This is a genomic window from Glycomyces terrestris (assembly GCF_003933745.1).
GTDB classification, from domain to species: Bacteria; Actinomycetota; Actinomycetes; order Mycobacteriales; family Micromonosporaceae; genus Glycomyces; species Glycomyces terrestris.
The window spans coordinates 56,804-82,775 of the sequence record NZ_RSEB01000009.1 but is presented as its reverse complement, the minus strand read 5'-3'; the positions used below and the strand labels follow the sequence as shown (position 1 = coordinate 82,775).

Genomic DNA, 25,972 nt, shown 5'->3' with positions numbered 1-25,972 from the left:
GCGACGCCCTATGCGACCTCGGCGAGCCAGTTCTCGATCAGGAAGCGCGCCACGGAGATCCGCACCGCGCTCGGCGTCGAGTCGGCCGTCTCCACCCACATCTGCCGCACCTCGTCGGCGGTGAACCAGCGCGCGTCCGCGATCTCCTCGGCCTGGAGCGCGAGCGGCTGCGCGGCGTCGGCGGTGGCCCGGTAGGCGAGCATGAGCGAGCGCGGGTACGGCCACGGCTGGCTCGAGACGTAGTCGAGGCGGTCGAGCTTGATGCCGACCTCCTCGGCGACCTCGCGGTGGACGGCGGCCTCGGCGGACTCGCCCGGCTCGACGAAGCCCGCGATGCACGCGTACCGGCCGCTGCGCGTCGACTGCGCCGCCGCCCCGATCGTGTTCTGCGCCACCGCCGGCTTCGGCTGGCCGCCGTAGCGCTGGTGCTGGGCGAGCAGGACGCGGTCGGCGCCGTCGTCGATGAGGACGATCACGGCCGGGTCGGTGCGCGGGAAGACCGGGCGGCCGTTGGCGCCCGCGAGCTCCCAGCCGGCCATCCGGGGGCGCAGCGGCTCGCCGGTCGTCGGGTGGAACCGGTACGTGGCGTGCCAGTGCCCGATCCCGATGGCCTCCACGGCGATCGCGAGGTCGCGGCGCTCCCAGGTGGGCTTGATCCAGCGGCCGGGGAGCCCGTCGGGGAGGTCGGCGAAGACGGCGAACACGGGCGGGTGCTCGCCGCCGAGGTAGACGCGCTCGCCGTCGGGGGCGGTGGCCGCGTCGTAGTAGCGCAGGCCGTCCTCGTCGGCGTCGATGTGCTCGCGCTCGGGGTCGCAGACGACGATCTGCGCGCGCTGCCACGCGTCCTCGAGCCACGCGTCGTCGCCGCGGTGCGCGGCGAACCGGTCGACCTCGTCGACCGCCAGGGGCGGGTGCATCATGGGGCCGCGATCTCCCCCAGCTCGGCGAGCGAGTCGCGGATCTCCGCGCCGTCGCCCAGGACGACGGTGACCGCGCGGTCGGGGTCGAGCTCGGCCGCGGCGACGCGCTGGACGTCCGCGGGGGTGACGTCGCGGAGGCGCTCGGAGTGCTCGGCGAGCCACGACAGCGGCAGGTCGGCGGCGGCGAGCACCGAGATGTAGTTCGCGACGCCCGCCTGGGTGGCGGTGGCGAGCTTGATGGAGCCGAGCGCGTACCGGCGGGCCAGGTCGAGCTCCTCCGCGGCGGGCGGGTTCTCCGCCATGCCGCGCAGTTCGGCGCGGACCTCGGCGAGCGCGAGCGCGGTGACCTCGGTGGCGACGTCGACGGCCGCGAGCTGGATCGAGCCGGCCGGCGAGTGGTCGACGCGCGAGCGCGGCGAGTACCCGTAGCCCTTCGTCTCGCGCAGGTTCATGACCAGGCGCGAGGTGAAGTAGCCGCCGAAGACGAGGTTGGTGAGGTGCTGGGCCGCGTTGTCGGGGTGGGTGCGGACCACGGCCGGGTAGGCGACGCGGATCGCGGACTGGACCGAGCCGGGCCGGTCGACCAGGACGAGCGGGCCGGGGACGGGCTCGGGGAGCGGCTCCATGGCGCGCGTCTCGCCGGCGCCGTTCCAGTCGCCGAGGGCCTTCTCGACGGCCGCCGCGGTGGCCTCGGGGTCGATGTCGCCGACGATGACGAGGCGGGCGCCGGTCGGGTGGACGCGGGAGGCGTGCAGGGCGAGCACGGCCTCGCGCTCGACGGCGGCGACCTCGGCGGCGGTGGGCTGCTGGTGCCCGTACGGGTGGTCGCCCCACAGGCGCGCGTCGAGGACGCGGTTGACCTGGAAGTCGGGCTGCTGCTCGGCGACGGAGAGGCTGTCGATGATGCGGGAGCGCTCGACGTCGAAGGGCGCCTCGGGGTACTCGGCGGCCTTGAGGACGTCGCCGAGGGTCTCCAGGAGCTCGGGGAGGCCGGTCGCGAGGCTGTTGCCGGACACGGCGATCCGGTCCGGGTCGGCGCCGGCGCCGAGCGCGCCGCCGACGCTCTGGAGGCGGCGGGCGATGGCGGTCATCGAGGCGTTCTCGGTGCCGGAGAACAGGGTCGAGGCGAGCAGGTCGGCCGCGGCGAGGTCGGTGTGCGCGGCCGGGATCGACAGGCGCACCTCGGCGAGCGGGACGCCGGGGCGGCGCGCGAGCAGCACGCGGAGGCCGTTCGGGAGGGTCCGCTCGACGGGGACCGGCAGGGTCAGCGGGACCTCGGGTGCGAGTCCGGGCACGGGGATCTTCACTGGGCGCCTCCGGGGACGACTTCGAGGACGGCGCGGCGCCGCGGGGTGAGCGCGGCGGCCGCCTGTGCGACGGACTCGGCGGTGACCTCGCCGAGGAGCCCGGCGAACCGGGTCGACATGGCGGCGTCGCCGTGGAAGATCTCGGCGGTCGCCAGGCGGCGCGAGCGGCCCATGACCGAGTCGTCGCCGCGCAGCAGCTGGGCGGCGACGCGGGCCTTGACACGGTCGAGCTCGTCCTCGTCGACGCCTTCGGCGACGCGGGCGAGCTCCTCGTCGACGGTGCCGAGGACGGCCTCGACGGCGGTGCCCGGGGGCAGGAACGCCTGCACGAGCATGACCGTGGGCCCGCGCGAGGCGAACGGCTCGGCCATGAACGTGCAGTGCGCGGCCACGGCGGTGGCGCTGCGGTCGGCGTGGACGAGGCGCTCGACCAGGCGCGAGGCGTCGCCGTCGGTGAGGAGCTCGCCGAGGACGACGTACGGGAGGAACGCGTCGAGCTCGGTGACCGGGTCGGGCACGCGCCAGGCGGCGGCGACGGCCGGGAGGGTCGCGCGCTCGTCTACGTACGAGACGCGGCGTTCAGCGCTCAGGTCGGGTTCGTCGAACGAGGGGTGGACGGGCGCGGGGCGCGCCTCGACGTTCCCGAAGTGGCGTTCGACGAGCTCGCGGGCCTGCTCGAGGTCGAAGTCGCCGGCGACGGAGAGGACCGCGTTCGAGGCCGGGTAGTAGGCGTCGAAGAACGAGCGGGCGTCGTCCACGGTGGCGGCGTCGAGGTCGACGAAGGAGCCGTAGCCGTCGTGGGAGTTCGCGAAGGTGTCGAACATGACCGGCGGGAGCTTGATCCACGGGAAGCCGCCGTAGGGGCGGTTGAGGACGTTGACCCGGATCTCCTCCTTGACGACGCTCACCTGGTTGGCGAGGTTCTCCTCGGTGATCGCCGGGCCGCGCATGCGGTCGGCCTCGAGGAAGAGGGCCAGTTCGAGGCCGTTGGAGGGGAGGAGGTTGAAGTAGTCGGTGTAGTCGATGTGGGTGGAGCCGTTGAAGGTGCCGCCCGCGGACTGCACGTGGCGCATGTGCTCGGCCTTGCCGACGTTGTGGGAGCCCTGGAACATCATGTGCTCGAACAGGTGGGCGAAACCGGTGCGCCCTTCGGGCTCGGACCGCATCCCCACGTCGTACACCACGGCGACGCCGACGACGGGCGCTCCGGGGTCCGGCGCGAGGACCACCCGCAGGCCGTTGGCGAGTCTGAACCGCTCGATCGCGAACGCCGGGGCGGGAATCGTCGCAACAGTCATGGCGGAACCCTATCTCAGCTCGGTGTCATACCGGTGACGCGGCGTTCGTCACAGGCGCTTGGATTCGGCACGAACTCCTGCTTGACTCATAGGCTATGACCGCACAGCACCTCGAACGCCTCAGCGACGCCCGCCGCGTCGCCGCGTCGTGCTGTCGAATGTGCGCCTGCTGAGGGCTCCCGCACCGCCGCGCCCCGAAGCGGCGATCTCCCCCAGCGAAAGCGACCTTTCCTTCCCATGGACTCCAGTCCCAGCATCCGCCTGTCCGGTGTGACCAAGCGCTTCGGCGAGCTCACCGCCCTCGACGACGTCTCGCTCGACGTCGCCTCCGGCGAGATCTTCGGCATCCTCGGCCGCTCCGGCGCCGGCAAGTCGACGCTCCTGCGCACCGCGAACCTCCTCACCCGCCCCGACGCGGGCACCGTAGAGGTCGCCGGCCGCGACCTGACCGCGCTCCGCGGCCGCGAGCTGCGTGAGGCCCGCTCGCACACGGCGATGATCTTCCAGCACTTCAACCTGCTATCCAACCGCAATGCCGCGTCCAATGTGGCCCTGCCGCTGCGGTTCCGCGGCGTCCGGCGCGCCGCCCGGCGGGAGCGGGCCCTGGAGCTGCTCGACCTGGTCGGCCTGTCCGACAAGGCGACGTCCTACCCGGGGCAGCTCTCGGGCGGCCAGCGCCAGCGCCTGGCGATCGCGCGGGCGCTCGCGTCCGAGCCGGCCGTGCTCCTCTCCGACGAGGCCACCAGCGCGCTCGACACCGACACGACCGACGAGATCCTCGACCTGCTCGCGCGCCTGAACCGCGAGCTGGGGCTGACCGTCCTGCTCATCACGCACGAGCTGGAGGTCATCACCCGGATCTGCCACCGCGCCGCGGTGATGGAGGCCGGCCGGTTCGTGGAGGTCGGCCCCGTGCCCGAGCTCCTGGCCGACGCCGACTCGCGCCTGGGCGGGCAGGCGCGCCGCCTGGCCGCGCGGCTCCTCGGCGAGGAGGTGGCGCGGTGAACTCCGGTGACCGGCTCGTCGAACTGCTCACGGAAGCGTTCTGGGAGACCCTGCACATCGTCTCGGTCGCGGGGCTGTGGACGCTCGCGGGCGGGCTGCTGCTCGGCACCGTCCTCTACATCACGTCGAAGACGGGCCCGAGGCCGATCGCGGTGCTGAACGCGCCGCTGGGCCTGGTCGTCAACATCGGCCGCAGCGCGCCGTTCGTGCTGCTCATGGTCGCGGTCGTCCCGCTGACGCGGCTGATCACGGGGACGAGCATCGGCACGGAGGCGGCGATCGTGCCGCTGACGGTGGCGTCGATCCCGTTCTTCGCGCGCCTCGTGGAGGGCGCGCTCCTGGAAGTCCAGCCCGGCCTCATCGAGGCGGCCCGGGCGATGGGCGCCTCGACGCCGGCGCTCGTGTGGCGCGTCGTCCTCCCCGAGGCCACGCCCGGCCTCATCCGCGGTTTCACGGTGACGCTCGTCGCCGTCGTCTCGTACTCGGCGATGGCCGGGATCGTGGGCGGCGGGGGCCTGGGCGACCTCGCGTACCGCTACGGCTACCAGCGCTTCGAGACCGAGTACATGATCTGGCCGCTCGTGATCCTCGTCGTGCTCGTGCAGCTGTTCCAGATCCTCGGCGACCGGTGCGCCCGCACCCTCGACCGCCGATAACGCACTGCAATCCCACTACCTTTCCTTTAGGAGCAGACCATGTTCAATCGCCGTGCCCTGATCGGGACCTCGGTCGCCGCAGCCGCCGCTCTGACCCTCGCGGCCTGCGGGAACGACTCGGGCGGGTCCGAGGCCACTGAGACGAACGGCACCGTCGTCGTCGCCGCGACCCCGGTCCCCCACGCCGACATCCTCAACTTCATCGCCGAGAACCTCGCCGACGCCGCCGGCCTGACGGTCGAGGTGGAGGAGTTCACCGACTACGTCCAGCCGAACGTGGCGACCTCCGACGGCTCGGTGGACGCGAACTTCTTCCAGACCGAGCCCTACCTGGAGGAGTACAACGCCGCCAACGGCACCGACCTGGTGACCGTGGCCGCGGTGCACATCGAGCCGCTGGGCCTGTACTCGAACTCCTTGGCCTCGGTCGAGGAGATCCCTGACGGCGCCCAGATCGCCATCCCGGGCGACGGCTCCAACGGCGGCCGCGCGCTCGCCCTCCTGGCCGACGCGGGCCTGATCACCCTCGCCGAGGGCGTGGACGCGACCCTCGCCACCGAGGACGACATCGCGGAGAACCCGAAGCACCTCGAGTTCGTCCCGCTCGAGGCCGCCCAGCTCGCCCTCTCCCTGGAGGACGTCGACGCCGCCGTCATCAACGGCAACTACGCCCTGGAGGCCGACCTCAGCCCCGCCGAGGACGCCCTCCACTCCGAGTCCCCCGACGGCAACCCGTACGCCAACTACCTGGTGACCACCGCCGCCAACGCCGAGAACGAGGACGTCCAGAAGCTCGCCGAGCTCCTCCAGTCCGACGAGGTGAAGCAGTTCATCCTCGACACCTGGTCCGACGGCTCCGTCGTCCCGGCCTCCTGACCAGGCCCGACATCACCGCCAACCCGGTTGCACCGGCTGAACCCCGCCACGTAAGATAGTTGCGGCCAGCCGGGCAACGGGCTGGCGAAGGAGTGTGGCGCAATTGGTAGCGCATCGGTCTCCAAAACCGAGGGTTGCAGGTTCGAGTCCTGTCACTCCTGCAATAAGACACAGGTCAGGCCCGGGTTTCAGAACCCGGGCCTGACCTGTTTCTACATCTGGAACGGATGCAGAACGGATGGGAACGGAAGCTCACCCGCCCTGCGCCATCGCGGCGTTCCACCCGGCGTCGACGCCGGCGGCGACCTCGTGCAGGAACTCGCCAACTTCGCGGCTGCGCCGCTCCACCCGCTCCAGCTCCCTGTGCAGCGAATCCGAGCCGTCGTAGATGCCGATGAGTTCCAGCAGCGCTTGGACTTCGTCGAGTCGGTCAGCGATCTCGGCGACCAGGGCCGTGACGCCGTCGAGTTCGGCGGCGACGGCGAGGGAGTCGATCCGGCCCCGGTCAAGCACGTCGGCGACCTTCCAGATCTCGTCGTCCCACAGGTGCATGTAGGTCTTCAGCGTCTCCGTGGGCGAGGCGTGGCCGAGGAGCTTCTGCACCCCCAGGACAGTCGCCCCGGCCCGGATCGCCAGGCTCGCCGCCGTGTGCCGAAGCTTGTGCGGAGTCAGCGCCGCGGGCAGGCCGAGGAGGCCGCGGGCGATATTGAAGATCCGGTTGCGCCAGTTCCGCAGCCGGATCGGAAGCCCGCCGATGCTGAACACCAAGTCGTCCTCGGACTTGCCCTCGCACAGCGCCGCGAACCCGGGCACCAGCGAGGCGGCGATCGGCACGTCGCGGGACTCGTTGCTCTTGGGGTCCTGGAAGTAGATCTCGCCCGTGCGGTCGTCCTCCACGAGCGTCGCGCGCACTTGGAGGACCGGCCGCGCGAGTGCGTGCTTCACGTGCTGCACCCGCAACGCCAGGGCTTCGCCGGCGCGCAACCCGGTGTAAGCGAGGGTGCGGATCAGCATGCCGTGGACGCCTTCGACGACGCCGACGGCCGGCCGCGCCCGCTTGGTGAGCAGTCCGTCGCATAGGTCGGCGAGCGCTTCGATCTCGGGGTAGTCCAGGTAAGCGTGGTGGTGCACGTGGTTCGGCTTGGGCCGCTTGATCTTCTTCTTGTCCTGCATCGGATTCGACGCGATCAGATCGGGCACCGCCCAGTCGAAGATCGAGTTGGCGACCGTGAAGACGGTCCGGCGCTGGCTGGCGCCGAGCTTCCCCTTGTCGATGTCGGTCACCCCGCCGCCTCGCTTGAGGCGGGTCATCCAGCCGGCCAGGTCCCGGGCCGAGATCGCTCCGATCGGGACTGGGCCCCAGCGGGGAAGGATGTGCGTGTCGAGCGCGGTGCGGTACCGGTCGTGGGAGGAGCGCTTCACGTCCCGGGCCGCCCACCACGACTCGGCGACGGTCTTGAAGGGCGTGTTGCGGGCGTCCGGGTCGATGTATACGGCTCCCGCGTCACCGTTGAGCTCGCGCTCCATCTTGCGACGCCACCAGTGCGCAGTGTCCTCGCGCTCGCCGTCATCGGCACCGAGGGTGCGGAAGGTCTTGTTGCGCTCCTTCCCCTCCGGATCGATTCAATGGACTCGCCATCGCCCCGGTGGTGTCCGCCTGGCCGCCTTCGCCTTCCGCACCGCCTCCTGATAGTCCTTGTGCCTGCTCCGGTCGGTGATCCAGACCCTCTTGTCCGGCATCGTCATCTCCAGGGGACTGCGAGAAAGGCGGCCCCGGGCCGGTCCCCACTGGCCCGGGGCCGCCGTGCCTAATTAAGCCGACGCGGCCCGAGCTGCTGGCTGGGGATCGACGGAGCGTCGGTTCCGAGGATCAGGTTCCGGTTGTGCGCGACCTCTTGGAGGATCGCCTGCTGGCATTCCTCAAACTGCACCCGGTGGCGGTGCAGCCCTTCGACAGAGCGACACAGCTTGTCCAGCCGAGCGATGAGTTGCGCGTGGCGTTCGGTCAGGGTCTCGTTGATGACGTACACCTCCTGTTGGAATCGGTCGACGCGTGCATCGGCGAGGCGGTCGCGTTCGACGAACTGCTGGCGGACGACTTGCACGGCGCACCACAGCCACACGGCGAGCGAGATGTTGCCGCAGTAGACGGCGATCCCGAACAGGAGTCCTTGGTGGCTGTGGGGGACGTACGGGGCGAGGATCTGCCAGAGGACGGCGATGGCGGCGGCTGCGAGCGGGATGGCTCCGTAGATGAAGTGGCGAACGGCGTTCTTGCCGAGGCTTGTGGCGTCGGTGGCCCTGGTTGCGACAACTGCTACGCGCTGACCATGGCGAAGCGGCTCAAGGCCATGGGGTCCGAGAAGTACCAGACCGACGGGGACCCGCGCACGTCCGGTCCTGGATTCGGCGTCGCCGTCCACTACAACGCACTGTCGATCCCGCTGCGGTGGCGCAAGCCGCGGACCGTGTTCGTGAACTCCATGTCCGACCTGTTCCACCCGAAGGTCGACGACCACTTCATCGCAGGCGTCTTCGCGACCATGGCCGCCACTCCGCAGCACACCTACCTGATCCTCACCAAGCGCGCCCCACGGATGCGATCCCTGCTGAACAACCCCGACTGGGTCTCCAGCATCTACAACCCGCAGGGAATGTGGCCGCTGCCGAACGTCTGGCTGGGCGTTTCCGCCGAGGACCAGGAACAGGCCGACCGTCGAATCCCCGAGCTCGTCAAGACCCCGGCCGCCGTCCGCTTCGTCTCCGCAGAACCCCTGCTTGGATCGGTGGACCTCTCCAAGTGGCTGGGCGTCGAGTGGTCCGACATGGGCATGTGGACCGTTTCCGGCCGCGGGTCCCTCCTGGACTCGGTGATCGTCGGCGGCGAGTCCGGGCCCGGTGCCCGCCCCATGCGGCAGGAGTGGGCGACCAGCCTGGTCGAGCAGTGCCAGGCCGCCGCGACCACGGTGTTCGTCAAGCAGATGGGCTCGGTGTGGGCCGCTGGGCTCAGAAACCCTAAGGGTGGCGACCCACTCGACTGGCCTGAACACCTCCGCGTCCGCGAGATGCCCGCGCCAGCCGACGAAGCGCTTCCAAATGAGCCGCACCAGTCACACGACTGCGAGGTAGATGACGGCCGTCAGGAGTGCTCACCCGCAGCGAACGCCGAATCCAGCAACGGCTCGCTGCCGAGGGAGCCCTGCGACCTCCAATCCGCACAACCATGAGCCTCCGGCGAGGAGCGAGACGCCTGGACAAGTAAAATGCGAGTGCATGGCGATTGTCAGTATTCAGTTTCCGCCGTCGCTGTCAGTGACATCTTTAGTTACACGACATGGGAATAGGAATGCAGCGATGAGCCAGTCAGCAAAGGGAGACTCTGTTAAGTTCACGCTGAGCAAGAGGGCACTTCGTCAAGCACGCTGATTGAAAGCCTTTGCTTACGTCCGATCGGACTTCGAAGTCCCCCGTGCAACGTCAATGTTCGGCGACCGACATTCATTCACACAAGCAACGACTAACTCTTAGAGCGACGCTGCATCAGCTTTCGAACTCGTTTTGGCGCGCATGCCCAAATGCTCTATGTAAGTCTTAATCTTCACTCAGGCCCATTGCAGCGAAAAGAGACAGCTGATTGGGGTCGAGCTCCGGACGGTAGACCGGGAATCCTGGCCCATCGCCGTCAGCGCGTCGCCAAGAGAGCTGCTCCACCGAAAACCCGAACTCGCCACCGAAGAGGACTGCAATTCGAATTATCAGTCGAATGGAGCCATCCGCCCTGACTGCGCGAGGAATCTTTGTCAATTCTATTGTCCAGCCCGGGTCAGGCTCAAACGACTCAGGAAATTCGGCCTCAAACTCTACGTTGTAATCGACCGCATATTCGACCAGAGAGGTCCCGTCAGGGGTATCTGACCTGCGAATAACTTCAAACAGACCGCCCCATTCAACATCAATAATTTCGCAATGGTACGGGGTCCATCTGAACCCCAAGTCCTCGATATCTGGATAGATCTCCGATTGGAAGTCCGAATTAACGAAATACTCCCAGAACTGTTCGTCACGGCCTTGAGCGATTGCGGATCTGAGATCATCGACTTGCCACGGCACCTCCGAGATCAGCCATGAAGGAAAATCACGAACAAGCTCAACCGTACCCGCTAGGGGCGCGATCTCAGCTTCAAGCTCTGATGAAAGCTGTCCATCACTGCCAGCAAAGGCTTTGTCGAGTGACACGAGTGCAACATCGTGGCCCTGCTCCGCGAGTTTTACGACATCGGCCCATATAAGCGAGTCTCTGTAGCCACTGCCACGCTCATCAAACGGCCGTGACCGTTGAACAGCCCGCTTGACCAGATCCTGGTGAGAGACTTGCGGCCAAGGTAGTACGGTAATACCAAGTTGGTCGTCGAATCGCTCACTGAGGTAGGAGCGGTAGTCGAAGTCCGCATCGGCGAGCTCGATCGGTGGAAGCCCAAGGCGGCGCCGCGGCTTCGTAAGCTGCGCAACCTTCGAGCGCATGTCCTCCAATGCTCGCTCATAGTTTGCAACGGTCTCCTCGAACACCACCGCTGATACGCATACGCTCCAGACCGAGGCAGGCATGTGGTACAGCAGTTGATACGGCAGACCCGTGCAAAGAAAGTCACGAGCCAACTCATTCGCGTCCAGGAGAACTGTCTTCACATTGCAAGATTCTATGCTATCTGGTAACGACCATGGCTGCCCACGGGCAGCTCACGACAGCATTCTGGCCATGCATCCCCTTGTGCAACAACGACACCAGGAGGCACACAGCCCTCCTTCCATATCCGCAACTGGCCATTGACACATGCACGTGAACTCACCAGATTGGTTCACGGCTCGATCGAATCCTTCCTAGTTTGGCTCCCTCAGATACGGGCTCCGTTGAGGCCCTGGGCAAGGCTGATCATCGGCTCGCCCGTTCCAAGCCACACGTGGAGTTATTTTCATGGGGCTACCGCCGCTACGCAGCCATGCAGCGCCCTAACCAGGGGAAATAGATTCCTATAGGCCTCGATGATCCCTGCAACATGAAGAAAGGCCCGGACCTTGTGGTCTGGGCCTTCTGGTTTTGAAGGGTTGAGCTCAGTTCAGGCCGCGCGCGGCTCGGCTCTGGTCCTCATAAGGGACGCAAGGTAGTCCTGGGTTTCAGGATCGGACGAGTACAGGATCGTGCCCCGCAGCCCGCGTGTGAGCAGCACCTTGTACGTGTTCCGGATGAGTCGGTAGGCCTCGGCGTCAGTGACCTTCTTGGTAATCGCCGGGTCGCGGTTTGCGGCGCGGTCGGTGGTCAGGCGGCCGTTGCGATAGATGAGGTCGGGACCGATGATCACACCGTTGTAGTCGTACTCGAACCCTTGGGCGGTGTAGACGCAGCCGACCTGGCCGAAACCGCCCTCGTGCGTGGCCCAGAGGGCGGACGGGGGCGCGGTTCCCACCGAGCGATCGCCGTTGACGTTCCACGGCCTGGACCAGTCACCGATCTCCACATCGTGTACGAGCGTGCCGTCGGTCTTCGGTTTCGACCACTTCCAGCAGTAGCCGGCAGTCATACGCGCGGAATAGTCCCCGTCAAGGTGCAGTGAGAGCCGGGACTCCAGGGCATGCGGGGTTCCCACAGTTTCGACGGTGAAGTTCTCGTCGCCGAACCACGCCTCGGGTTGTCGGCCCCCCAGCTCGAGTAGTCCGAGCACCCAGTTCTCGTACAGGCGTGATCCGCCGCAGCGATACTGCGCGTCGAGTTCGACCTCGTGGACGTCCAGGCCCCGCGCGATCGCGTGGGCGCGGATGTCGCCCACCGTCCCGAGTTCGCCCGGGCGGACGATCTGGTGCTCGTCGAGCAGGAACACCGGTACGCGCGCAGCTGAGATCAACTCGTCCAGCTGCCGTCGGCCCGAACGATCCTCGGCGCGGGTATAGCGGTTCGCAGAGGTCTCGCGGATTCGGTGCGCTTCATCGTTGATGAGCACATCGAGGTCGTTCGGGGTCGCCTTCATGAAGCTGTTGAAGTACTTGAACAAGTTCTTGGTCCTGGTCGATCCTCGTGCCGCATAGCGGCGCATCGTCTCCGTGAAGGACTTGGAGCCGGTGGCGTGCACCGCGGCGTAACCGCGGGCGGCCATGTCTGCGAGTAGGGACAGGGCAATGACGCTCTTGCCGGAACCCGGACCCCCGGTGACGATCACCACGGTCTTGTGGTCAGCGCGTCGCGCTTTCTCCACAGCATGGCGGACCAGCTCGAATGCGAGACGCTGCTCATCGAGCAGAACGAAGTGGTCGCGCCCCTTCAGCACCGGCGCGGCGTGCCGGAGCAACTGCTTCGTGGGCCTGATACGGGCCGCCTCAAGCCGATCCGCCGCAGCCGCGCCCGAAATCGGCGCGAACACACTCGCCAGATATTTCAGGAGCTCTCCTCGGCGGCTGGCGGTGAACATCCGCGTCGGGGCGGCTCCCGTATCGCCCAGGAGGTCGAACACATCCCCGTCCTGCGCGTAGTGGAGGTAGGCGATGCTGTCGACCTGCGAGGATTGCAAGCCTTCTGTGAAGTCGAGCAGGTAGTCCCGGTAGGTGTTCGCCTGCAATGCAGGGTGCAGCTTCGGCCCACCGCGCATACCGGGGACGAGTACCAGATGCGGATCGTCCTCGAACAGCTCAGCCGAGCTCCACTGTTTGAGTTCCACGATGACGTAGCGGTCTTCGCCGCCGTGCCCGATCCCCGCCAGGATGACGTCGGCGCGTTTCGCTGTGAGCGGCAACCGGTGTTCGATCATGAGCTCGACGCCGTCAAGGCCGGCGTCGGCCAGGTCTTGAACGAGCATGGGAATACTGCGCTCCCAGGATCTGACCTCGCCCTTGTTGGGCTTCGCCCCGCAATGACGAAGGTACTGGTCCGAGATCACCACGCTGAGTTGAGGACCGGGCAGGAACGCAGGGTCGACCGGAGTCAGGCTCTTCACGGACCGTCGCAGGATCGCCAATGGACTTCCCCCAGGCACACGAGAAACTCGTGCGGGATGGGGGCATGTCCGCCCGTTCTCGGCGGAAGCCCGGCGGGCCGCAACTTAGGTACCGCGACATCGTAACCGGCAGCTGCCCAACATGGTCGACGCCGAGGAGCGGTCTCTGTTGCCGCCGAGGCAAGTAGCAACGGGAACTGGTGAACGCGTCAGGTCGACCACTGCGACTCAGCAGCGCGGCGAGTCGGGTGCTCACCCCATCGGACCTTTCCTGCATCGAAGCCACACGGCCCAGCAACGCAAGCCTGAGAAAATTAGCATCGACATGCCGATAATCTTGGTATCGATCGCATGATAATCTTGGTATTGTTCCGCCATGAACAGGGATTATATTGCCCGCATCGCAGATCATCTGGTCGATGAACTCATGGAGGCATTTCCGGCCGTGCTCATCGTCGGACCACGTGCGTGCGGCAAGACGACCACGGCTCGGCGTCACGCGCGAACCGCGATTCAGCTTGACCGTGATGCCGAGGCGGCGGTCGTGCGCGCCGATCCTGAAGGGGCCCTTGACGTGGACCGGCCGGTGCTGCTGGACGAGTGGCAGGTGGCTCCAGAGGTTCTCGGTGCCGTGAAACGTGCGGTCGACGCGCGACCCGGGCCGGGGGCGTTCCTCATCACCGGTTCCGTCCGTTCAGATCTGGAAGCCGAGGGGTGGCCGCTGACCGGGCGTGCGATTCGGGTCGCGATGTACGGACTCGTGCAGAGGGAGATCGAGGGAGCTGCGGACCTGGCTCCGCTGTTCGATCGCCTGCGGTCTGATCCTCAGGGCACGCTGGGAGGCACGAGGACAGAGCTGAGCCTCAATGACTACCTGGATTACGCGATCCGCGGTGGGTATCCGGACTCCGTCCTGGCTTCGAGCGCGTCAGCGAGGAACCGGTGGCTCAGGGCATACGTCGATCAGGTGGTGTCGCGGGACGCCGAACTCGTCGACAGCGGGCGGGATCCGATCAAGCTGCGGCGGTATTTGCACGCTCTTTGTCTCAACACCGCCGGGGTCACGGTCGCGAAGACCTTGTACGAGGCCGCAGGCATCAACAGCAGGACCGCGCAGGCGTACGACCGCCTGCTCGGCAATCTTCTGCTCGTCGAAGAGGTGCCGGCATGGTGGAGCAACCGCCTGAAACGCCTCGCGAAGACGCCGAAGCGATACGTCATCGATCCGGCCATCGCGGCCGCCGTCCTCCAGGTGGACCGCCAGGGCCTCCGCCGCGACGCCGACATGGTCGGGCGGATGCTCGACACCTTCGTCGCCAGCCAGCTCCGCGTCGAGGCCCGCCTGGGCGAGTCAGATCCGGTCCTGCACCACCTGCGCACGAACGACCAGCTCCACGAGGTGGATCTTCTCGCCGAGTACCCCGACGGCAGCGTGTTCGCCTTCGAGATCAAGTCGTCATCGGCGGTCACGACGAAGGACGGTCGGCATCTGGCCTGGCTTCGCGACGAGCTCGGCGACCGATTCCTCGGAGGCGCGGTCCTTCACACCGGTCCACGTTCATTCACGCTCGGCGACCAGCTGGTCGCAGCTCCGATCGCCGCGCTCTGGTCCCGCCCAAGCACCGTGTAGATCAGACGGTTCCCGTCGGGCGCGCATCGCGCCGACCCGCAAGCACGAGCTCGTGCATGCCCCGATGATTCCTGCAAGAAAAGGCCCGGTCCAAACGGTCCGGGCCTTTTCTCGGTGTTGCGGCGTATTTCTTAGGGCGTGGGTGGGGGCTCGGGGAGGGTGAGGGCGGTGTAGGCGGGTCTGGGGGTTGGGGTGGGGAGGGTGGCGAGGGTTTGGAGTCTTTTGTTGCGGTCGTTGAGGGTTTGAGCGGTGGTGGGGAAGAGGGCGGCGGAGCCGTGGGTGATGAGGGATTGGTTGGCGGTGACGAAGGGGCGGGTGGTGTGGTCGTAGGCGGTGAGGGCTGCGGTGTGGGTGGGGTGGGAGGCGAGGGCGTGGGCGAGCATGTAGGCGCCGACGAGGGCGAGGCTGGTGCCTTGGCCGGTGAGGAAGGAGGGGGCGTAGGCGGCGTCGCCGACGAGGGCGGTTCGGCCGGTGGACCAGGCGGGCAGGTGGATCTGGGCGACGGTGTCGGTGAAGAGGTCGTCGGCGCGGCCCATGGCGTCGATGATGTCGGGGATCTGCCAGGCGGTGTCGGTGAAGGCCGAGGTGATCAGGTCGGTGTCGGGTTCCGCGGACTCGCGGCGGGCGGGGAGTTCCGGCTCCCCGTCCGCTGCCGTGCCTTCGGGGGCGTGGAGGTTCAGGAACGCGTGGAGGTCGTCGTCGCGGGTGCCGGTGGCGTAGAGGGCCGCTGACCTGCCGGGGGCGTTCCACATGAGGAGTTCGCGGGAGAGGCCCAGGGTGTTGGGCATGGTGAAGACGGCGAAGCGGAAGCCGAGGTGGCGGTGGAAGCGGGATTCGGGGCCGAACAGGAGGTTCCGGGTGTGGGAGTGGATGCCGTCGGCGCCGACGACGAGGTCGAAGGTGCGGTGGACGCCGCTGCGGAAGGTGACGTCGACGCCGTGGTCGGTCTGGTCGAGGGTGTCGATGGAGTCGTCGAAGCGGAACTCGACGTCGTCGCGGACGGTGTCGTAGAGGATCGCGGTCAGGTCGCCGCGGCGGACTTCGAGGTCGCGGCCTTCGACGCTGCCGGCGAGGGTGTGCGGGGCGAGGGTGGTGATCTCGGCGCCGTCGGGGTCGAGGAAGGTGATCCGTTCGGTGTGGACGTGGGCCGCTTGCAGGCGCGGGAGGATGCCCATGTGCGCGGCGACGTCGATCGCGGTGCCGCGCACGTCGATCGGGTAGCCGCCGCTGCGCGGGGCGCTCGCCTTCTCGACGACGGTGACTCGGAATCCGTACCGGTGGAGCCAGTAGGCCAGAGCGGGTCCGGCGATGCTGGCTCCTGAGATCAGCACGTTCCGGGTGCGCGAGTTGCCAGAGGTCATGACTGGGTTCCCTTCTTCATGGCGCGGACGGCGAGGAGTGACGCGGCGGCGATGAGGCCGGCGGTCACGAAGCCGGTGGTGAAGGACGATTCGGCGGGCAGGCCGGTGGCCGGGTCGGTGCCGGCGTCGAGGATCGCGCCGGCGGTCTGGGCGCCGATGGCGACGCCGATGACGCGGGTCACGACGAGCAGGCTGGTGGCGATGCCGGTGTCCTTGGCGTCGACGGCGGTGGCGGTGCCGGCGAGGAGGGCCACGGCGCTGACGCTGACGGCGAAGCCGATGAGCGCTCGGGCGGCGACCAGCTGCCAGGTCGCGTCGTGGAGCGGGCCGAGGGCGATCAGGGCTGCGGCCGTGGCGGCGGCGCCGGCGGTGACGACCGCGCGGGGGCCGAACCGCCGTGCGGCGATGCCGGCGACGGTGCCGGCCACCACGCCGGCGACGGTCGCGGGCACGAGGAAGACGCCGATCTCGGACGGGTCGGCGCCGAATCCGTATGCCGACGCCGGGGCCGAGAGCAGCTGCGGGACCAGGTAGACGGCCATGCCGAGGCCGAGGCTCATGAGGAGGGTGACGACGCCCGCGCTCCACACGGCCGGCATGGCGAGCATGCGCAGGTCGACCATGGGCGAGGCCGCCCGGCGTTCGACGAGGACCCATCCGGTCGCGAGGGCGGCCACGACCACGATGACGCCTGCGCTCGCCAGCGGCGGCAGGCCGCCGCCGGTGACCGCCGTGAATCCGAGGACGAGGCCGACCAGGGTGCAGCTGAGGAGGATCACGCCGAGCCAGTCGATGCGGGCGTCCGACTCGGCGGGCGGGTCGTCGGGCATGAGGCGGGCGACCGTCAGCGTCGCCGCGATGATCGCGATCGTCGGGATCGCGAACATCCAGTGGCGCGAGAGGTGCTCGGCGATCGGCCCGGCGCTGAGCATGCCGACGAGGCCGCCGCCGGTGAAGAGGCCGCTGACGACGCCGACGGCGACCTGCGTCCGGCCGGGCGGGAGGTGCTTGCGCACCAGGATGAACGAGAGCGGGAGCGCGCCGACCATCGCGCCTTGCAGGACCTGGCCGAGGAGCAGCACCGGGAGGTTCGGGGCGACGCTGGAGAGCAGGCCGCCGGCCGAGACGGCGGTCATGAGCACGACGAGCACTCGTTTGCCGCCGTAGCGGTCGCCGAGCTTGCCCGCGATGGGGGCGACGACGGCGCCGGTGATGAGCAGGGTGATGAAGATGAGCGAGCCGGCGGCGGGGCCGATGCCGAGGTCGTGCTGGAGCATCGGGAGCGAGGGCTCCACCACCGCTTGCAGGGTGCCGAGGGCCAGGGCGAGGGCGCCGAGGGCCCCGATCGCCGCTTTGCCGATCTTGGCCTGGGGTTCGAGCGTTGCGACCATGACGTCCTTTCGTCGATGGCGGGCGCGGCCTCGCCGGGCGCGGCGGCTCGTGTGAGCCGATGGTCAAGCGCCGGAAGCGATCTGAGGACCGCCGCGGACCGTGCCTTCCGGATTTTTACACTACACGGTGTAGTGCAATCTCAGGGGTCGCGCGGCCTGCGACCGCCAGGGGGCCCCGCGCGAAGTCCGTTAGGATCTGCCTATGCCGACGGAGAAGACGCTGCGTGCGGGGTCCACGCAGAAGCGGACCGCCATCCTCTCCGCGGCTCGTGAGTTGTTCCTCACAGAGGGGTTCGACCGGTCGAGCGTGGACGCGGTGGCCGCTCGCGCGGGCGTGTCCAAGCGAACGGTCTACGACTACTTCGGGGACAAGCAGACGCTGCTGCACGCGGTCTTCGACGAGGTGGGCCAGTCGCTGCTGGCGACGGTCGAGCGCACCCTGGCCGACACCCTCGACGGCCTGACCGACGCCGCCGAGCTCGAACCCGCCCTGGTCGACTTCTCGATGCGGATCGCGACCGACATGCTCGACTCCGCGGAGTACACGACGCTGCAACGCTTCGTGCGCACCGCCTCGGGCCACCTCCCCCACCCCGACGACCGCGCCCTGACCGACACCCCCGAGGAGTCCATGGGCGAGCGGTTCGCCGCGCTCGCCCGGGCCGGGCTGCTCGACGTCCCCGATCCGCGGCTCGCGGCCGACCACTTCATCGCGCTGACCTTCGGCGTCACCCTCAGCCGGCTCGGCTCCGCGAACGCGGTGAAGGACCCCCGGGTGCGGCCGCTCATCGTCGCGGGCGTGCGGGCGTTCCTCCGGGCGTACCGCAGCGCCTGACGCCGGGGCCCGGGCGCGGCGTCGAGAGTGACGAGCTTTTCGTGCCTGAACGCCCGACGGCTGCGGATTCGGGGCCGCGACCGGATACCGTTGAGGGATGGCCTACAGCTATTACTCCCAGGACGACGCTACGGCCGCACTCCGGTCCACGCTCGCGCACGCGGAGCGCCTCCCGGCACTGTCGGAGCTGCTCGACGGCGACCTGCTCTGGGACAGGTCGGCCCACCAGCTCGTGTTCATGGTCGACTCGTGGATCGAGGGCACCGGGTACGGGCGTCGCATGCACACCTGCGCCGACCGGCGCGTCACCGAGGACAGCGATCTCGCGCGCGGGTTCGCCAACGGCACCCGGACCGCCGAGCCCGCGCTCGTGGCCGCGGCGGCCGACGAGGTGCTCGACATCATCGGGGCCGGCATCTCGGCGGTCGACGGGTCCGCGGCCGCGGTCGCGGTGACCGCGGCGCTGCACGGCGGCCTCACCGAGTCCCCGACCCGCAAGCCCATGTTCACCGCGTTGCGGGCGAGGCAGCTCGAACGCACCGCCCAGATCCAAGGCTGACTCAAAGGCCCGGACCGAACGGTCCGGGCCTTTTCTGTGGCTGCGCGCTTCTATGCCTGCGCGGTGGTGCGCAGGGAGGCCTCGTACTGGGCGCGGTCGAAGACGAACGGCCGGAGGGCGGTGTGGTCCCAGTGCGGCCGGTGCTCGTTGCGGAAGTCGCGCCAGGTGACCGTGGCCGGGGTGAGGTCGACCCGGGCGGAGAGGGGCCAGCAGCCCCAGTCGCCGCACTCGCAGCCGAGGAGGACGGTGGTGCCGTCGATGCCGGGGAGGGCCGGGGCGTCGAGGAAGTGGCGGCTGGGCCAGCGGACGGCGTCGGTGCGGGTGAGGCCGGCGTAGGCCCCGGCGAGGTCCGCCTGGCCGTCGGCGCGGGCGGAGGCGAGTTCGGCGCGGCGGAGGTGCGCTTCGAGGCGGACGCCGTCGACCGTGATCTGGAGCGGGCCTCCCGCGGGGTCGAGGAGGAATTCGACGCGGTTCATCTCCGCATCGTAGGGCGCGGGCCCGCGAAGGGCGAGCCGATTGGGGCGCGCATAACGCGTTGTGCGGGCGGGCCGCGCGCCGGGATACTGCTCGGATGAGCGGACACGTCTGGCCGAAGGGCACGCTCGGGCTGAACTACCCGAAGTTCTTGCAGCGCTACGGTCTCGAGGCGCGGGGCGAGCCGGCGCCGCTGACCGGCGGGGAGGACAACCGGCTGGCGCGGATCGCGACCGACCGGGGCGACGTGGTGATCCGCGAGTACCTGCACTCCCGCCACCGCAAGGTCAGCGCCGAGGTGGCGCTGCTGGAGCACCTCGCGGACGGCGGGTTCCCGACGCCGAAGCCGATCCACCCTTTGCTGGGCGAGCGGGTGGCGCTGCTCGCGGGGAACCCGGTCGTGGTGTTCCCCTTCGTGTCCGGGGCCGTGCCGGAGGCGATGACCGAGGCGCTGGCGGTGCGGTGCGGGGCGCTGCTGGCGCGAATGCACACGGTCACCGCGGGCTGGGCCGACGAGCGGATCCCCGTGATCGACCGCCGCGGCATCCTGGAGCAGGCGGCGGCGAGCGACGTGAAGCTGGCCGGGGCGCGGTTCTGGCGGGTGGAGGCGCGCGGGTTCCTCGAACGGCACGCGGCGGCGCTCGAACGGCTCGCGGCGCTGCCGTCCGGGCCGCTGCACCACGACCTGCACCGGCAGAACCTGCTGGTGGACGGGGACGAGGTCGTCGCGGTGCTCGACTTCGACGAGCTCAACCACGGCCCGCTCGTCCTCGACCTCGCCCGCTGGTGCCACTATGCCGCCGTCGAGCAGGAGGACCTGCGGCTCCCGGCCGGGCTCGCGGCGGCGCTCGTGGCCGGATACGAGCGCGTCAGGCCGCTCAGCGCGGCCGAGCGGGAGCTGCTGCCGCTCGCGTTCGACCTGGTCGGGATCGTCGACGCGTCGAGCTTCCTCATGTGGGCCGCACCGTATCTGGACATCGAGTCGGTCGGCGGCTGCCGCAGCTGGAAGGCGTACCTCGCGAACCGCGGCGGGGCGGCCCTCACTCCGCTGTAGACGCTGGTGGCCGGACTCGCCGTCCTCGGCGGGCTCGATGGCGCGGGAGCCCGGGACGGCGTCAGCGTCCCGGGGACGACGCGTGCCCCGCGGCGCGGTATTCGGCCGTGACCTCGATCGGGCCGACGATGTGGCGGTTGAACTCGTCGAGTTCCTCCGCGGGGACCCAGAGTTCGAGGATGGTGCGGCCGCCGGCCTGCCGGACGGGGTAGCGGGCGGCGAAGTCGGCGTCGAGTTCGAAGCGGGTCACGTAGCCGACGCCGTCGCGGGGCGCGTTCCAGTCGCGGGCGATCTTGATCGCATACTCCTCGTTGAGGACCGGATAGAAGATCGGCTGGTCGGGCAGGCGGGGCGGCCACGCCTGCCAGTCGGCGGCGCGGACGAGGTCGAGTTCGGCGGGGCCGCAGGGGCGCCACAGGGTGAGGGTCGGCTTGGTCATGGTGCTTCCGTTCCGGTGGGGGCCACTGCGACTGTGGCACACCGGGAGCGGGGGCGCATCCGGATTGCGGGTCAGCCGGGGTCGACGGCCTCGAAGCGGATCGTCTTCATGAAGAGCGTCCACGGGGTGCGGAAGGCGGTGCGGCCGGTCTCGGTGAGGTCGTCGAAGGCGTCGAACGGGGCCCGCGGGAAGTCGTAGTTCAGGAAGCGGCCGGCGGGGCGCAGGACGCGGGCGATCTCGGCGCCGCCGGTCTCGGGGTCGGACCAGTGGTGGGAGCTGTAGGTGCTGACGACGAGGTCGAAGGCGCCGTCCTCGAACGGCAGGGCGGCGACGTCGGCGGCGCGGAGGTCGGGGCGCGCCGGGAGGTCGGCGAGGTTGCGTTCGGCGTGGGCGACCATGTCGGCGGCGAGGTCGACGCCCGCGAGGCGCAGGTCGGGGCGGAGGTCGGCGAGGTTGCGCAGGAGCAGGCCCGGGCCCGTGCCGACGTCGAGGACGGCGGCGTCCTGCGGTGCGGCCGAGGCGATGTCGGCGGCGATGCGGCGGTACTGGGCCTTCGCGAAGAGGCGGGCGAACCGGTTGTAGCGGTCGCTGTGGCGGCCCTCGATGGCGCCGCCGTGGCGGTGGTGGTGGTCGTGCGGCATGACTCCCCCTCGATAGTTGCACACTACAACTTTCCGTCGAGTCTACGATACTCGGTTGTACGATGCAACCGAGAGAAGGGGCGACATGGACGACGCGCACCACCTGCACCACCTCCTCATGGACCTGGTGCGCACCGCCGAGGCCTCGCTCATGGAGCACGTGGTCCCCGGGCGGGCGCTGTCGATGTCGCAGCTGTTCGCGCTCCACGAGCTCGACCACCGCTCCGGGATGTCGCAGCGCGAGCTCGCCGAGCGCCTGGCGCTCGAGAAGAGCAGCGTCAGCCGCCTCGTCGCCGACCTCGAGTCGGAGGGCCTTGTGACGCGCGAGCGCGACCCGGAGAACCGGCGGCTCTACCGGCTGGAGATCACCGCGGCCGGGCGTCGCCTCCACCGGCACGCGGCCGGCGTGCTGCACGAGCGGTACGAGCACTGGGCCGCGGCGATGACCGCGAAGGAGCGCGAGGGCCTCGCGGCGGGCCTGCCCGCGCTGCTGCGCGTCATGCGCGCCCACCGGGCCGACTAGGTCAGCCGCCGGGGCACTCGGAGTCGCCGCCGCTGCGCGGGATGCACTGGCCGGGATCGACCTCGTGCTCCTGCGCCGGCGCGTCGTCGCGGAGCAGGTCGCGGGCGATCTCGCGCGCGAAGTCCTGCTGCGACAGCCACACCGTGAACGCGAGCGCGAGGGCCGCGTAGACCGCGCCCGTCTTCGGCATGCCGAGCGCGAACGGCAGGAGCGCGAGCACCGCGAGCGAGACGAGGACCGCGACGAGGACGATCTGCCACTCCTGGTCCCGGGTCAGGCCCTCGTCGTCGAGCTGCCGGCAGGTCTGGTCGTCGAGGCAGAAGCCCGAGGCGAACGCCCAGCCGACGAGTCCGCAGGCGAGCGCGAACCAGCCGACGGTGCTGAGGACGAGGGCGGTGCGCTTGCCACCCGCGCGGGCGGGCCGGCCGGCGGGTGCGGGCTCAGGGGAGGCAGGTGTCATGCGGCCAGTGTCGAGCCCGTGTCAAATGCGGGAACGGGCGAATCGGACGCGTTTCGTGGGGCCCCGACAGCGCTGCGCCCGGTTCGTCCGCTCGTGTCGGGCGGAAATTCGTGGGTTCCACCAAGCGGGTCACTCGATGCCGAGGCGCAGGCGCTCGGCTTCGAGGGCGCGGTCCTCGACGGGGACGCGGTCGTCGTCGAGGCGGTCGGCCTCGCTGGTGCGGGCGTAGTGGTCGAACAGGAGCTCCTTGCCCTCCTGGACTTCGCGGATGCGCTCGTCGATGGAGTCCTTGGCGAGGAGGCGGTGGACCTGGACGCGGCGCGACTGGCCCATGCGGTGCGCGCGGGCGATCGCCTGGTCCTCGGTGCTCGGCTTCCACTGCGGCTCGCAGATGACGACGACCGAGGCCGACTGGATGTTCATGCCGACGCCGCCGGCCTCGATCTGGGCGAGGAGGACCGCGGGCCGCTCGGTGCGGGCGAAGCCGGTGATGAGGCGCTGGCGGGCGCGCGGCGGGACGCTGCCGTCGATGGTGCCCGCGACGAGGTCGCCGAGCTTGTGCCCGACCGCTTCGAGGACTTCGAGGAAGTAGGTGAAGACGACGACCTTGTGCCCTTCGCCGGTGGACTCCTCGACGAGTTCGGCGAGGCGTTCGAGCTTCTCGGAGCCGGCGACGGCGGAGGCGGCCAGGCGCATGCCCATGAGGTTGCCGGCCTTGACCTCGGCGCGGTAGCGGGCCGGGTCGGCGAGCTGGACCCAGTCCTCGACGTCGATGCGCTCGGGGAGCTCGGCGAGGACGTCCTCCTGGTTGCGGCGCAGGTAGACCGGGGCGACGAGGCGGCGGAAGACCTGGGCGCCGGCGATGGCGCCGCCCGCCTCGATGCGGTCGGCGAGGTCGGGGCGCAGGTAGGAGACGAGGCTGCGGAACTCCTCGACGCGGTTCTCCATCGGCGTGCCGGTGAGGTAGATCGTGGTGTGGGCGCGGTCGCCGAGCTCGGTGACGGCCTCGGAGCGCTTGGCTTGCGGGTTCTTGATGAAGTGGGCCTCGTCGACGATCATCGCGGAGAGCTCGGCGTGCGGGGCGCGGTCGAGGAATTCGAGGCGGTGCAGCGTGTCGTAGGTGGTGACGGCGACGCCGCCGTCGCGCAGCCACTCCTCGCCGGCCTCCTCGCGGTGGGGGCCGTGGAGGCTGAACGGGCGGAGCGTGGTGTGCCGGCGGATCTCGTTCATCCAGTTGGTGTGGACGCTCGCGGGGCAGACGACGAGCGAGTGGCGGCGGCCGGTCGAGGCGAGGTGCCCGCACACGGCGAGCGCCTGGATCGTCTTGCCGAGGCCCATCTCGTCGCCGAGGATCGCGCGCCGCTGCTGGAGGGCGTACTTCGCGCCGAAGCGCTGGTATTCGCGCAGCGTGCTGCGGAGGTGGGAGACGTCGAGGTCGGTGGCCTCGACGCGGCGGCGCTGGTCGGGGTCGACGAAGTCCTCCAGGGCGCTCGCGTCGGCGACGTCGGTGCCGGTGATGTTGGCGAGCGCGGTCGTGTAGTACGCGGCGTCCTCCTCGAACTCGCGCCACACGTCCTCGGGCCGGTACGCGTCGAGGTCGGCGAGCGGCTCGGCCGCTTCGATCGCGGCGGCGAGGTCGCGGGCCTCCATGCCGTCGGCGGCGGCCTCGACGGCGAGGTACGCCTTCATGACGCGTTCGCGGCGGCGCCGGCCGATCCAGAACATCCGCCAGCGGCTGGCGGCGCGCTCGGCGACGGGCAGGTGCGCGTCGAGCTCCCGGTCGTAGCGCGCGAGCGGGCCGCGCACGGCTTCGGCGGCGCGGCGGACGGCGCGCTCGGCGACGAGGGCGGTGAGCAGTTCGGTCTCGGCCTCGGGCCGGGCCTCGGGGTCGAGTTCGATGCGGGTGGCGGCGGCGACCTCGTCGGTGAGGTTCGCGATGGCCTTGCGGACCTCCTGGACGGTGCGCCTGGCGACGCCGCGGACGGCGAGGAGCCGGCGGTCGGTCGCGTCGTCGAGGTCGGCGACCGTGGCGTACCCGGCCTGTTCGAGCGCGGGGACGCCGGTGCCGGGCGCGGTGAGCTTGGTCAGGTCGCCGACGGGGATCGCGGCCAGGCGGCTTCGGATCGCGCGGACGGCGAGGGCTTCGGCGCGGCGCTCGACGGTGCCGCGCAGGCGCGCGGGCGCGGCCAGCAGGGCCGAGCCGCGGCGCGAGATCTCGCGGGCCCGGTCCAGCGTGCGCTGGGCGTGCGCGCCGATCTTCCGCTTCTCCACGTTCGCCGGTTCGAGTGCCACGCGCGCCTCCTGTCGTCGGAGAGCTCAGGTTCCCCGCGGCGGCGATTTGATTCGGCGATCGACCGGATTTCTGCGGCTCAGGCGCGGTACGTGAGGCGGCGCAGCAGCAGTTCGGCGGGGCCGCGGTGGCCGCGGCGGCGCATGGCCTCGGCGAGGGCGAGCGACAGCAGCCAGGTGAGGACGGCGACGGCGGCCGCGCCGAGGAACCCGGTGCGGCCGCCGAGGCCCGCCGTGAACGGCGCGAAGACGGCGAGGAAGACGACCGACTGGAACATGTAGAACGTGAGGCTGCGCTGGCCGAGGGCGGCGATCGCGGTCGCGGCCGGGCCGCGCCGCGAGCGGCGGGCGGCCAGGGCGATCGCCGCGATGGCGCCGATGCCGCCGGCGAGGCCGGTGACGGCGTGGAGGGCGCCGGCGGCGGCCGCCGGGAGCGTCGGGGTCTCGATGAGGCGGCTGGAGACGAGCGCCCACGGCAGGCCGCCCGCGACGGCGAGGCCGATGCCCCACGCGGCGGTGCGGCGCAGGAGCGGCAGGTGCTCGCCGGGTGCTTCGAGGATGCGGCGGCGGGCCGCCCAGATGCCGATCGCCATGGCGGGCAGGACCTGCCAGCCGAAGGCGACGACGACGAACGCCCACCCGGCGAACCGCGAGGAGGCCATCACGGCGGGGTCGGTCGCGCCGGCCGCGGGGTCGAAGGCCATGAGGGCGTCCGAGGAGTGCTCGCCCGCGGACATCGCGAAGAAGAACGCCGCCAGCGCGAGCGTCGTCCAGCCCGCGACGTGCAGCAGCGCGCGGTCGGAGCGGGTGAGGAGGCCCGCGAAGCAGAGCAGGGCGAGGCCGTACACGGAGATTATGTCGACGCCGATGACCGCGGCGTGCGCGAAGCCGATGAGGAAGAGCCAGCGGCCGCGGCGGCGCAGGAGCGGGCGCACGGCGGCCCGGTCGGCGCCGCGGGATTCGAGGCGGGTGGCGAGCTGGACGAGGCCGTAGCCGAACAGGAGGAAGAACATGGGGCGGGCGCGGTCGTCGACGAGGAGTTCGCGCACGAGGACGGCCGCCTGGTCGACGGGCCCGGGCCGGTGATCGGCCGCGTAGAGCAGCAGGTGCGCGTGGGCGAGCGCGATCGCCAGGAGCATGAGGCCGCGGCCGAGGTCGGGCGCGAGGGTCCGCTCGGTGGCCGCGGCGGGACGGACGTCGAGGGCGGTCATCCCTCGACCGTAGGAAGAACGAAGGTTCCGCGGATCGGGCGGCGGTAGCGGGCCGGGGTGACG

General features: G+C 69.9%; 22 protein-coding genes, 1 tRNA gene and 1 pseudogene. 10 read left to right on the top strand and 14 right to left on the bottom strand.

The annotated features are described in order from the left end of the window. Positions 1-8: 8 nt before the first annotated feature. From nudC to EIW28_RS23455, 3 genes are read right to left on the bottom strand one after another with little or no spacing between them, the layout of a single operon-like run. A complete protein-coding gene (gene nudC, locus EIW28_RS23465; RefSeq protein WP_125250143.1) occupies positions 9-920 on the bottom strand; it encodes an NAD(+) diphosphatase in 912 nt (303 codons plus the stop codon). Beyond that, positions 917-2,227 (bottom strand): M16 family metallopeptidase, encoded by a 1,311-nt coding sequence (locus EIW28_RS23460; protein WP_125250142.1) that lies wholly within the window; start codon positions 2,225-2,227, stop codon positions 917-919. The genes nudC and EIW28_RS23460 overlap by 4 nt, the downstream gene beginning before the upstream one ends. Continuing rightward, positions 2,224-3,525 carry a M16 family metallopeptidase gene (locus EIW28_RS23455; RefSeq protein ID WP_125250141.1) on the bottom strand — a complete coding sequence of 434 codons (1,302 nt, stop codon included), beginning with the start codon at positions 3,523-3,525 and terminating at the stop codon, positions 2,224-2,226. Before EIW28_RS23455 ends, EIW28_RS23460 begins: the two co-directional genes overlap by 4 nt. A 237-nt stretch (positions 3,526-3,762) precedes the next feature. Between EIW28_RS23455 and EIW28_RS23450 the strand changes: the two are divergent. The 4 genes and pseudogenes from EIW28_RS23450 to EIW28_RS23435 all read left to right on the top strand — a co-directional run. Beyond that, positions 3,763-4,473, top strand: a pseudogene (locus EIW28_RS23450) (methionine ABC transporter ATP-binding protein); the annotation flags it as partial. A 53-nt stretch (positions 4,474-4,526) separates the two neighbouring features. Beyond that, entirely contained in the window at positions 4,527-5,186 is a 660-nt protein-coding gene (locus tag EIW28_RS23445; RefSeq protein WP_125250139.1) for a methionine ABC transporter permease, read from the top strand. 39 nt (positions 5,187-5,225) lie between these two features. After that, a complete protein-coding gene (locus EIW28_RS23440) occupies positions 5,226-6,062 on the top strand; it encodes a MetQ/NlpA family ABC transporter substrate-binding protein (RefSeq protein WP_125250138.1) in 837 nt (278 codons plus the stop codon). A gap of 88 nt (positions 6,063-6,150) precedes the next feature. Beyond that, a tRNA-Trp gene (locus EIW28_RS23435) sits at positions 6,151-6,223 on the top strand. A 91-nt stretch (positions 6,224-6,314) separates the two neighbouring features. Here EIW28_RS23435 and EIW28_RS23430 read toward each other — a convergent pair. After that, positions 6,315-7,589, bottom strand: coding sequence for a tyrosine-type recombinase/integrase (locus EIW28_RS23430; RefSeq protein WP_125250137.1), 1,275 nt, complete (start codon positions 7,587-7,589; stop codon positions 6,315-6,317). 356 nt (positions 7,590-7,945) lie between these two features. On the opposite strand from EIW28_RS23430, the gene EIW28_RS23425 reads away from it, so the two are divergent. Next, positions 7,946-9,289 (top strand): DUF5131 family protein, encoded by a 1,344-nt coding sequence (locus tag EIW28_RS23425; RefSeq protein ID WP_232014181.1) that lies wholly within the window; start codon positions 7,946-7,948, stop codon positions 9,287-9,289. A 364-nt stretch (positions 9,290-9,653) separates the two neighbouring features. Here the strand turns inward: EIW28_RS23425 and EIW28_RS23420 are convergent, their stop codons facing one another. Both EIW28_RS23420 and EIW28_RS23415 read right to left on the bottom strand, forming a co-directional pair. Then, positions 9,654-10,748 carry a PIN domain-containing protein gene (locus tag EIW28_RS23420; RefSeq protein WP_158630519.1) on the bottom strand — a complete coding sequence of 365 codons (1,095 nt, stop codon included), beginning with the start codon at positions 10,746-10,748 and terminating at the stop codon, positions 9,654-9,656. A gap of 428 nt (positions 10,749-11,176) precedes the next feature. Next, positions 11,177-13,042 (bottom strand): DUF2075 domain-containing protein, encoded by a 1,866-nt coding sequence (locus EIW28_RS23415; protein ID WP_197717441.1) that lies wholly within the window; start codon positions 13,040-13,042, stop codon positions 11,177-11,179. Between the two features lie 376 nt (positions 13,043-13,418). On the opposite strand from EIW28_RS23415, the gene EIW28_RS23410 reads away from it, so the two are divergent. Beyond that, positions 13,419-14,672, top strand: a complete 1,254-nt coding sequence (locus EIW28_RS23410; protein ID WP_125250135.1) for an ATP-binding protein — start codon at positions 13,419-13,421, stop codon at positions 14,670-14,672. Positions 14,673-14,803: 131 nt separating this feature from the next. On the opposite strand, the gene EIW28_RS23405 is transcribed toward EIW28_RS23410, so the two are convergent. Both EIW28_RS23405 and EIW28_RS23400 read right to left on the bottom strand, forming a co-directional pair. Next, positions 14,804-16,033, bottom strand: a complete 1,230-nt coding sequence (locus EIW28_RS23405) for an FAD-dependent monooxygenase (RefSeq protein ID WP_125250134.1) — start codon at positions 16,031-16,033, stop codon at positions 14,804-14,806. Further along, on the bottom strand, positions 16,030-17,424 hold the full coding sequence (locus EIW28_RS23400) for an MFS transporter (protein WP_125250133.1): 1,395 nt from the start codon (positions 17,422-17,424) through the stop codon (positions 16,030-16,032). Before EIW28_RS23400 ends, EIW28_RS23405 begins: the two co-directional genes overlap by 4 nt. Positions 17,425-17,626: 202 nt before the next feature. On the opposite strand from EIW28_RS23400, the gene EIW28_RS23395 reads away from it, so the two are divergent. Both EIW28_RS23395 and EIW28_RS23390 read left to right on the top strand, forming a co-directional pair. Further along, positions 17,627-18,259 (top strand): TetR/AcrR family transcriptional regulator, encoded by a 633-nt coding sequence (locus EIW28_RS23395; protein WP_125250132.1) that lies wholly within the window; start codon positions 17,627-17,629, stop codon positions 18,257-18,259. Positions 18,260-18,356: 97 nt separating this feature from the next. After that, entirely contained in the window at positions 18,357-18,818 is a 462-nt protein-coding gene (locus EIW28_RS23390) for a hypothetical protein (RefSeq protein WP_125250131.1), read from the top strand. Between the two features lie 50 nt (positions 18,819-18,868). On the opposite strand, the gene EIW28_RS23385 is transcribed toward EIW28_RS23390, so the two are convergent. Then, positions 18,869-19,294 carry a hypothetical protein gene (locus EIW28_RS23385; RefSeq protein WP_125250130.1) on the bottom strand — a complete coding sequence of 142 codons (426 nt, stop codon included), beginning with the start codon at positions 19,292-19,294 and terminating at the stop codon, positions 18,869-18,871. A 95-nt stretch (positions 19,295-19,389) separates the two neighbouring features. On the opposite strand from EIW28_RS23385, the gene EIW28_RS23380 reads away from it, so the two are divergent. Beyond that, on the top strand, positions 19,390-20,346 hold the full coding sequence (locus EIW28_RS23380) for a phosphotransferase enzyme family protein (RefSeq protein ID WP_125250129.1): 957 nt from the start codon (positions 19,390-19,392) through the stop codon (positions 20,344-20,346). A gap of 61 nt (positions 20,347-20,407) precedes the next feature. On the opposite strand, the gene EIW28_RS23375 is transcribed toward EIW28_RS23380, so the two are convergent. Together EIW28_RS23375 and EIW28_RS23370 are read right to left on the bottom strand one after the other, a co-directional pair. Next, positions 20,408-20,785, bottom strand: coding sequence for an ADP-ribosylation/crystallin J1 (locus tag EIW28_RS23375; RefSeq protein ID WP_125250128.1), 378 nt, complete (start codon positions 20,783-20,785; stop codon positions 20,408-20,410). 71 nt (positions 20,786-20,856) lie between these two features. After that, positions 20,857-21,426: a class I SAM-dependent methyltransferase gene (locus tag EIW28_RS23370; RefSeq protein ID WP_125250127.1), complete on the bottom strand. Its 570-nt coding sequence runs from the start codon at positions 21,424-21,426 to the stop codon at positions 20,857-20,859. Between the two features lie 85 nt (positions 21,427-21,511). Between EIW28_RS23370 and EIW28_RS23365 the strand changes: the two genes are divergently transcribed. Beyond that, positions 21,512-21,949, top strand: a complete 438-nt coding sequence (locus EIW28_RS23365) for a MarR family winged helix-turn-helix transcriptional regulator (protein ID WP_125250126.1) — start codon at positions 21,512-21,514, stop codon at positions 21,947-21,949. Between the two features lies 1 nt (position 21,950). Here the strand turns inward: EIW28_RS23365 and EIW28_RS23360 are convergent, their stop codons facing one another. The 3 genes from EIW28_RS23360 to EIW28_RS23350 all read right to left on the bottom strand — a co-directional run bounded on the left by EIW28_RS23360 (position 21,951) and on the right by EIW28_RS23350 (position 25,909). Next, positions 21,951-22,409 (bottom strand): hypothetical protein, encoded by a 459-nt coding sequence (locus EIW28_RS23360; RefSeq protein WP_125250125.1) that lies wholly within the window; start codon positions 22,407-22,409, stop codon positions 21,951-21,953. Between the two features lie 129 nt (positions 22,410-22,538). Then, positions 22,539-24,701: a DEAD/DEAH box helicase gene (locus tag EIW28_RS23355; RefSeq protein WP_125250124.1), complete on the bottom strand. Its 2,163-nt coding sequence runs from the start codon at positions 24,699-24,701 to the stop codon at positions 22,539-22,541. Positions 24,702-24,778: 77 nt separating this feature from the next. Further along, entirely contained in the window at positions 24,779-25,909 is a 1,131-nt protein-coding gene (locus EIW28_RS23350; protein WP_125250123.1) for a DUF418 domain-containing protein, read from the bottom strand. Between the last annotated feature and the right edge of the window lie 63 nt (positions 25,910-25,972).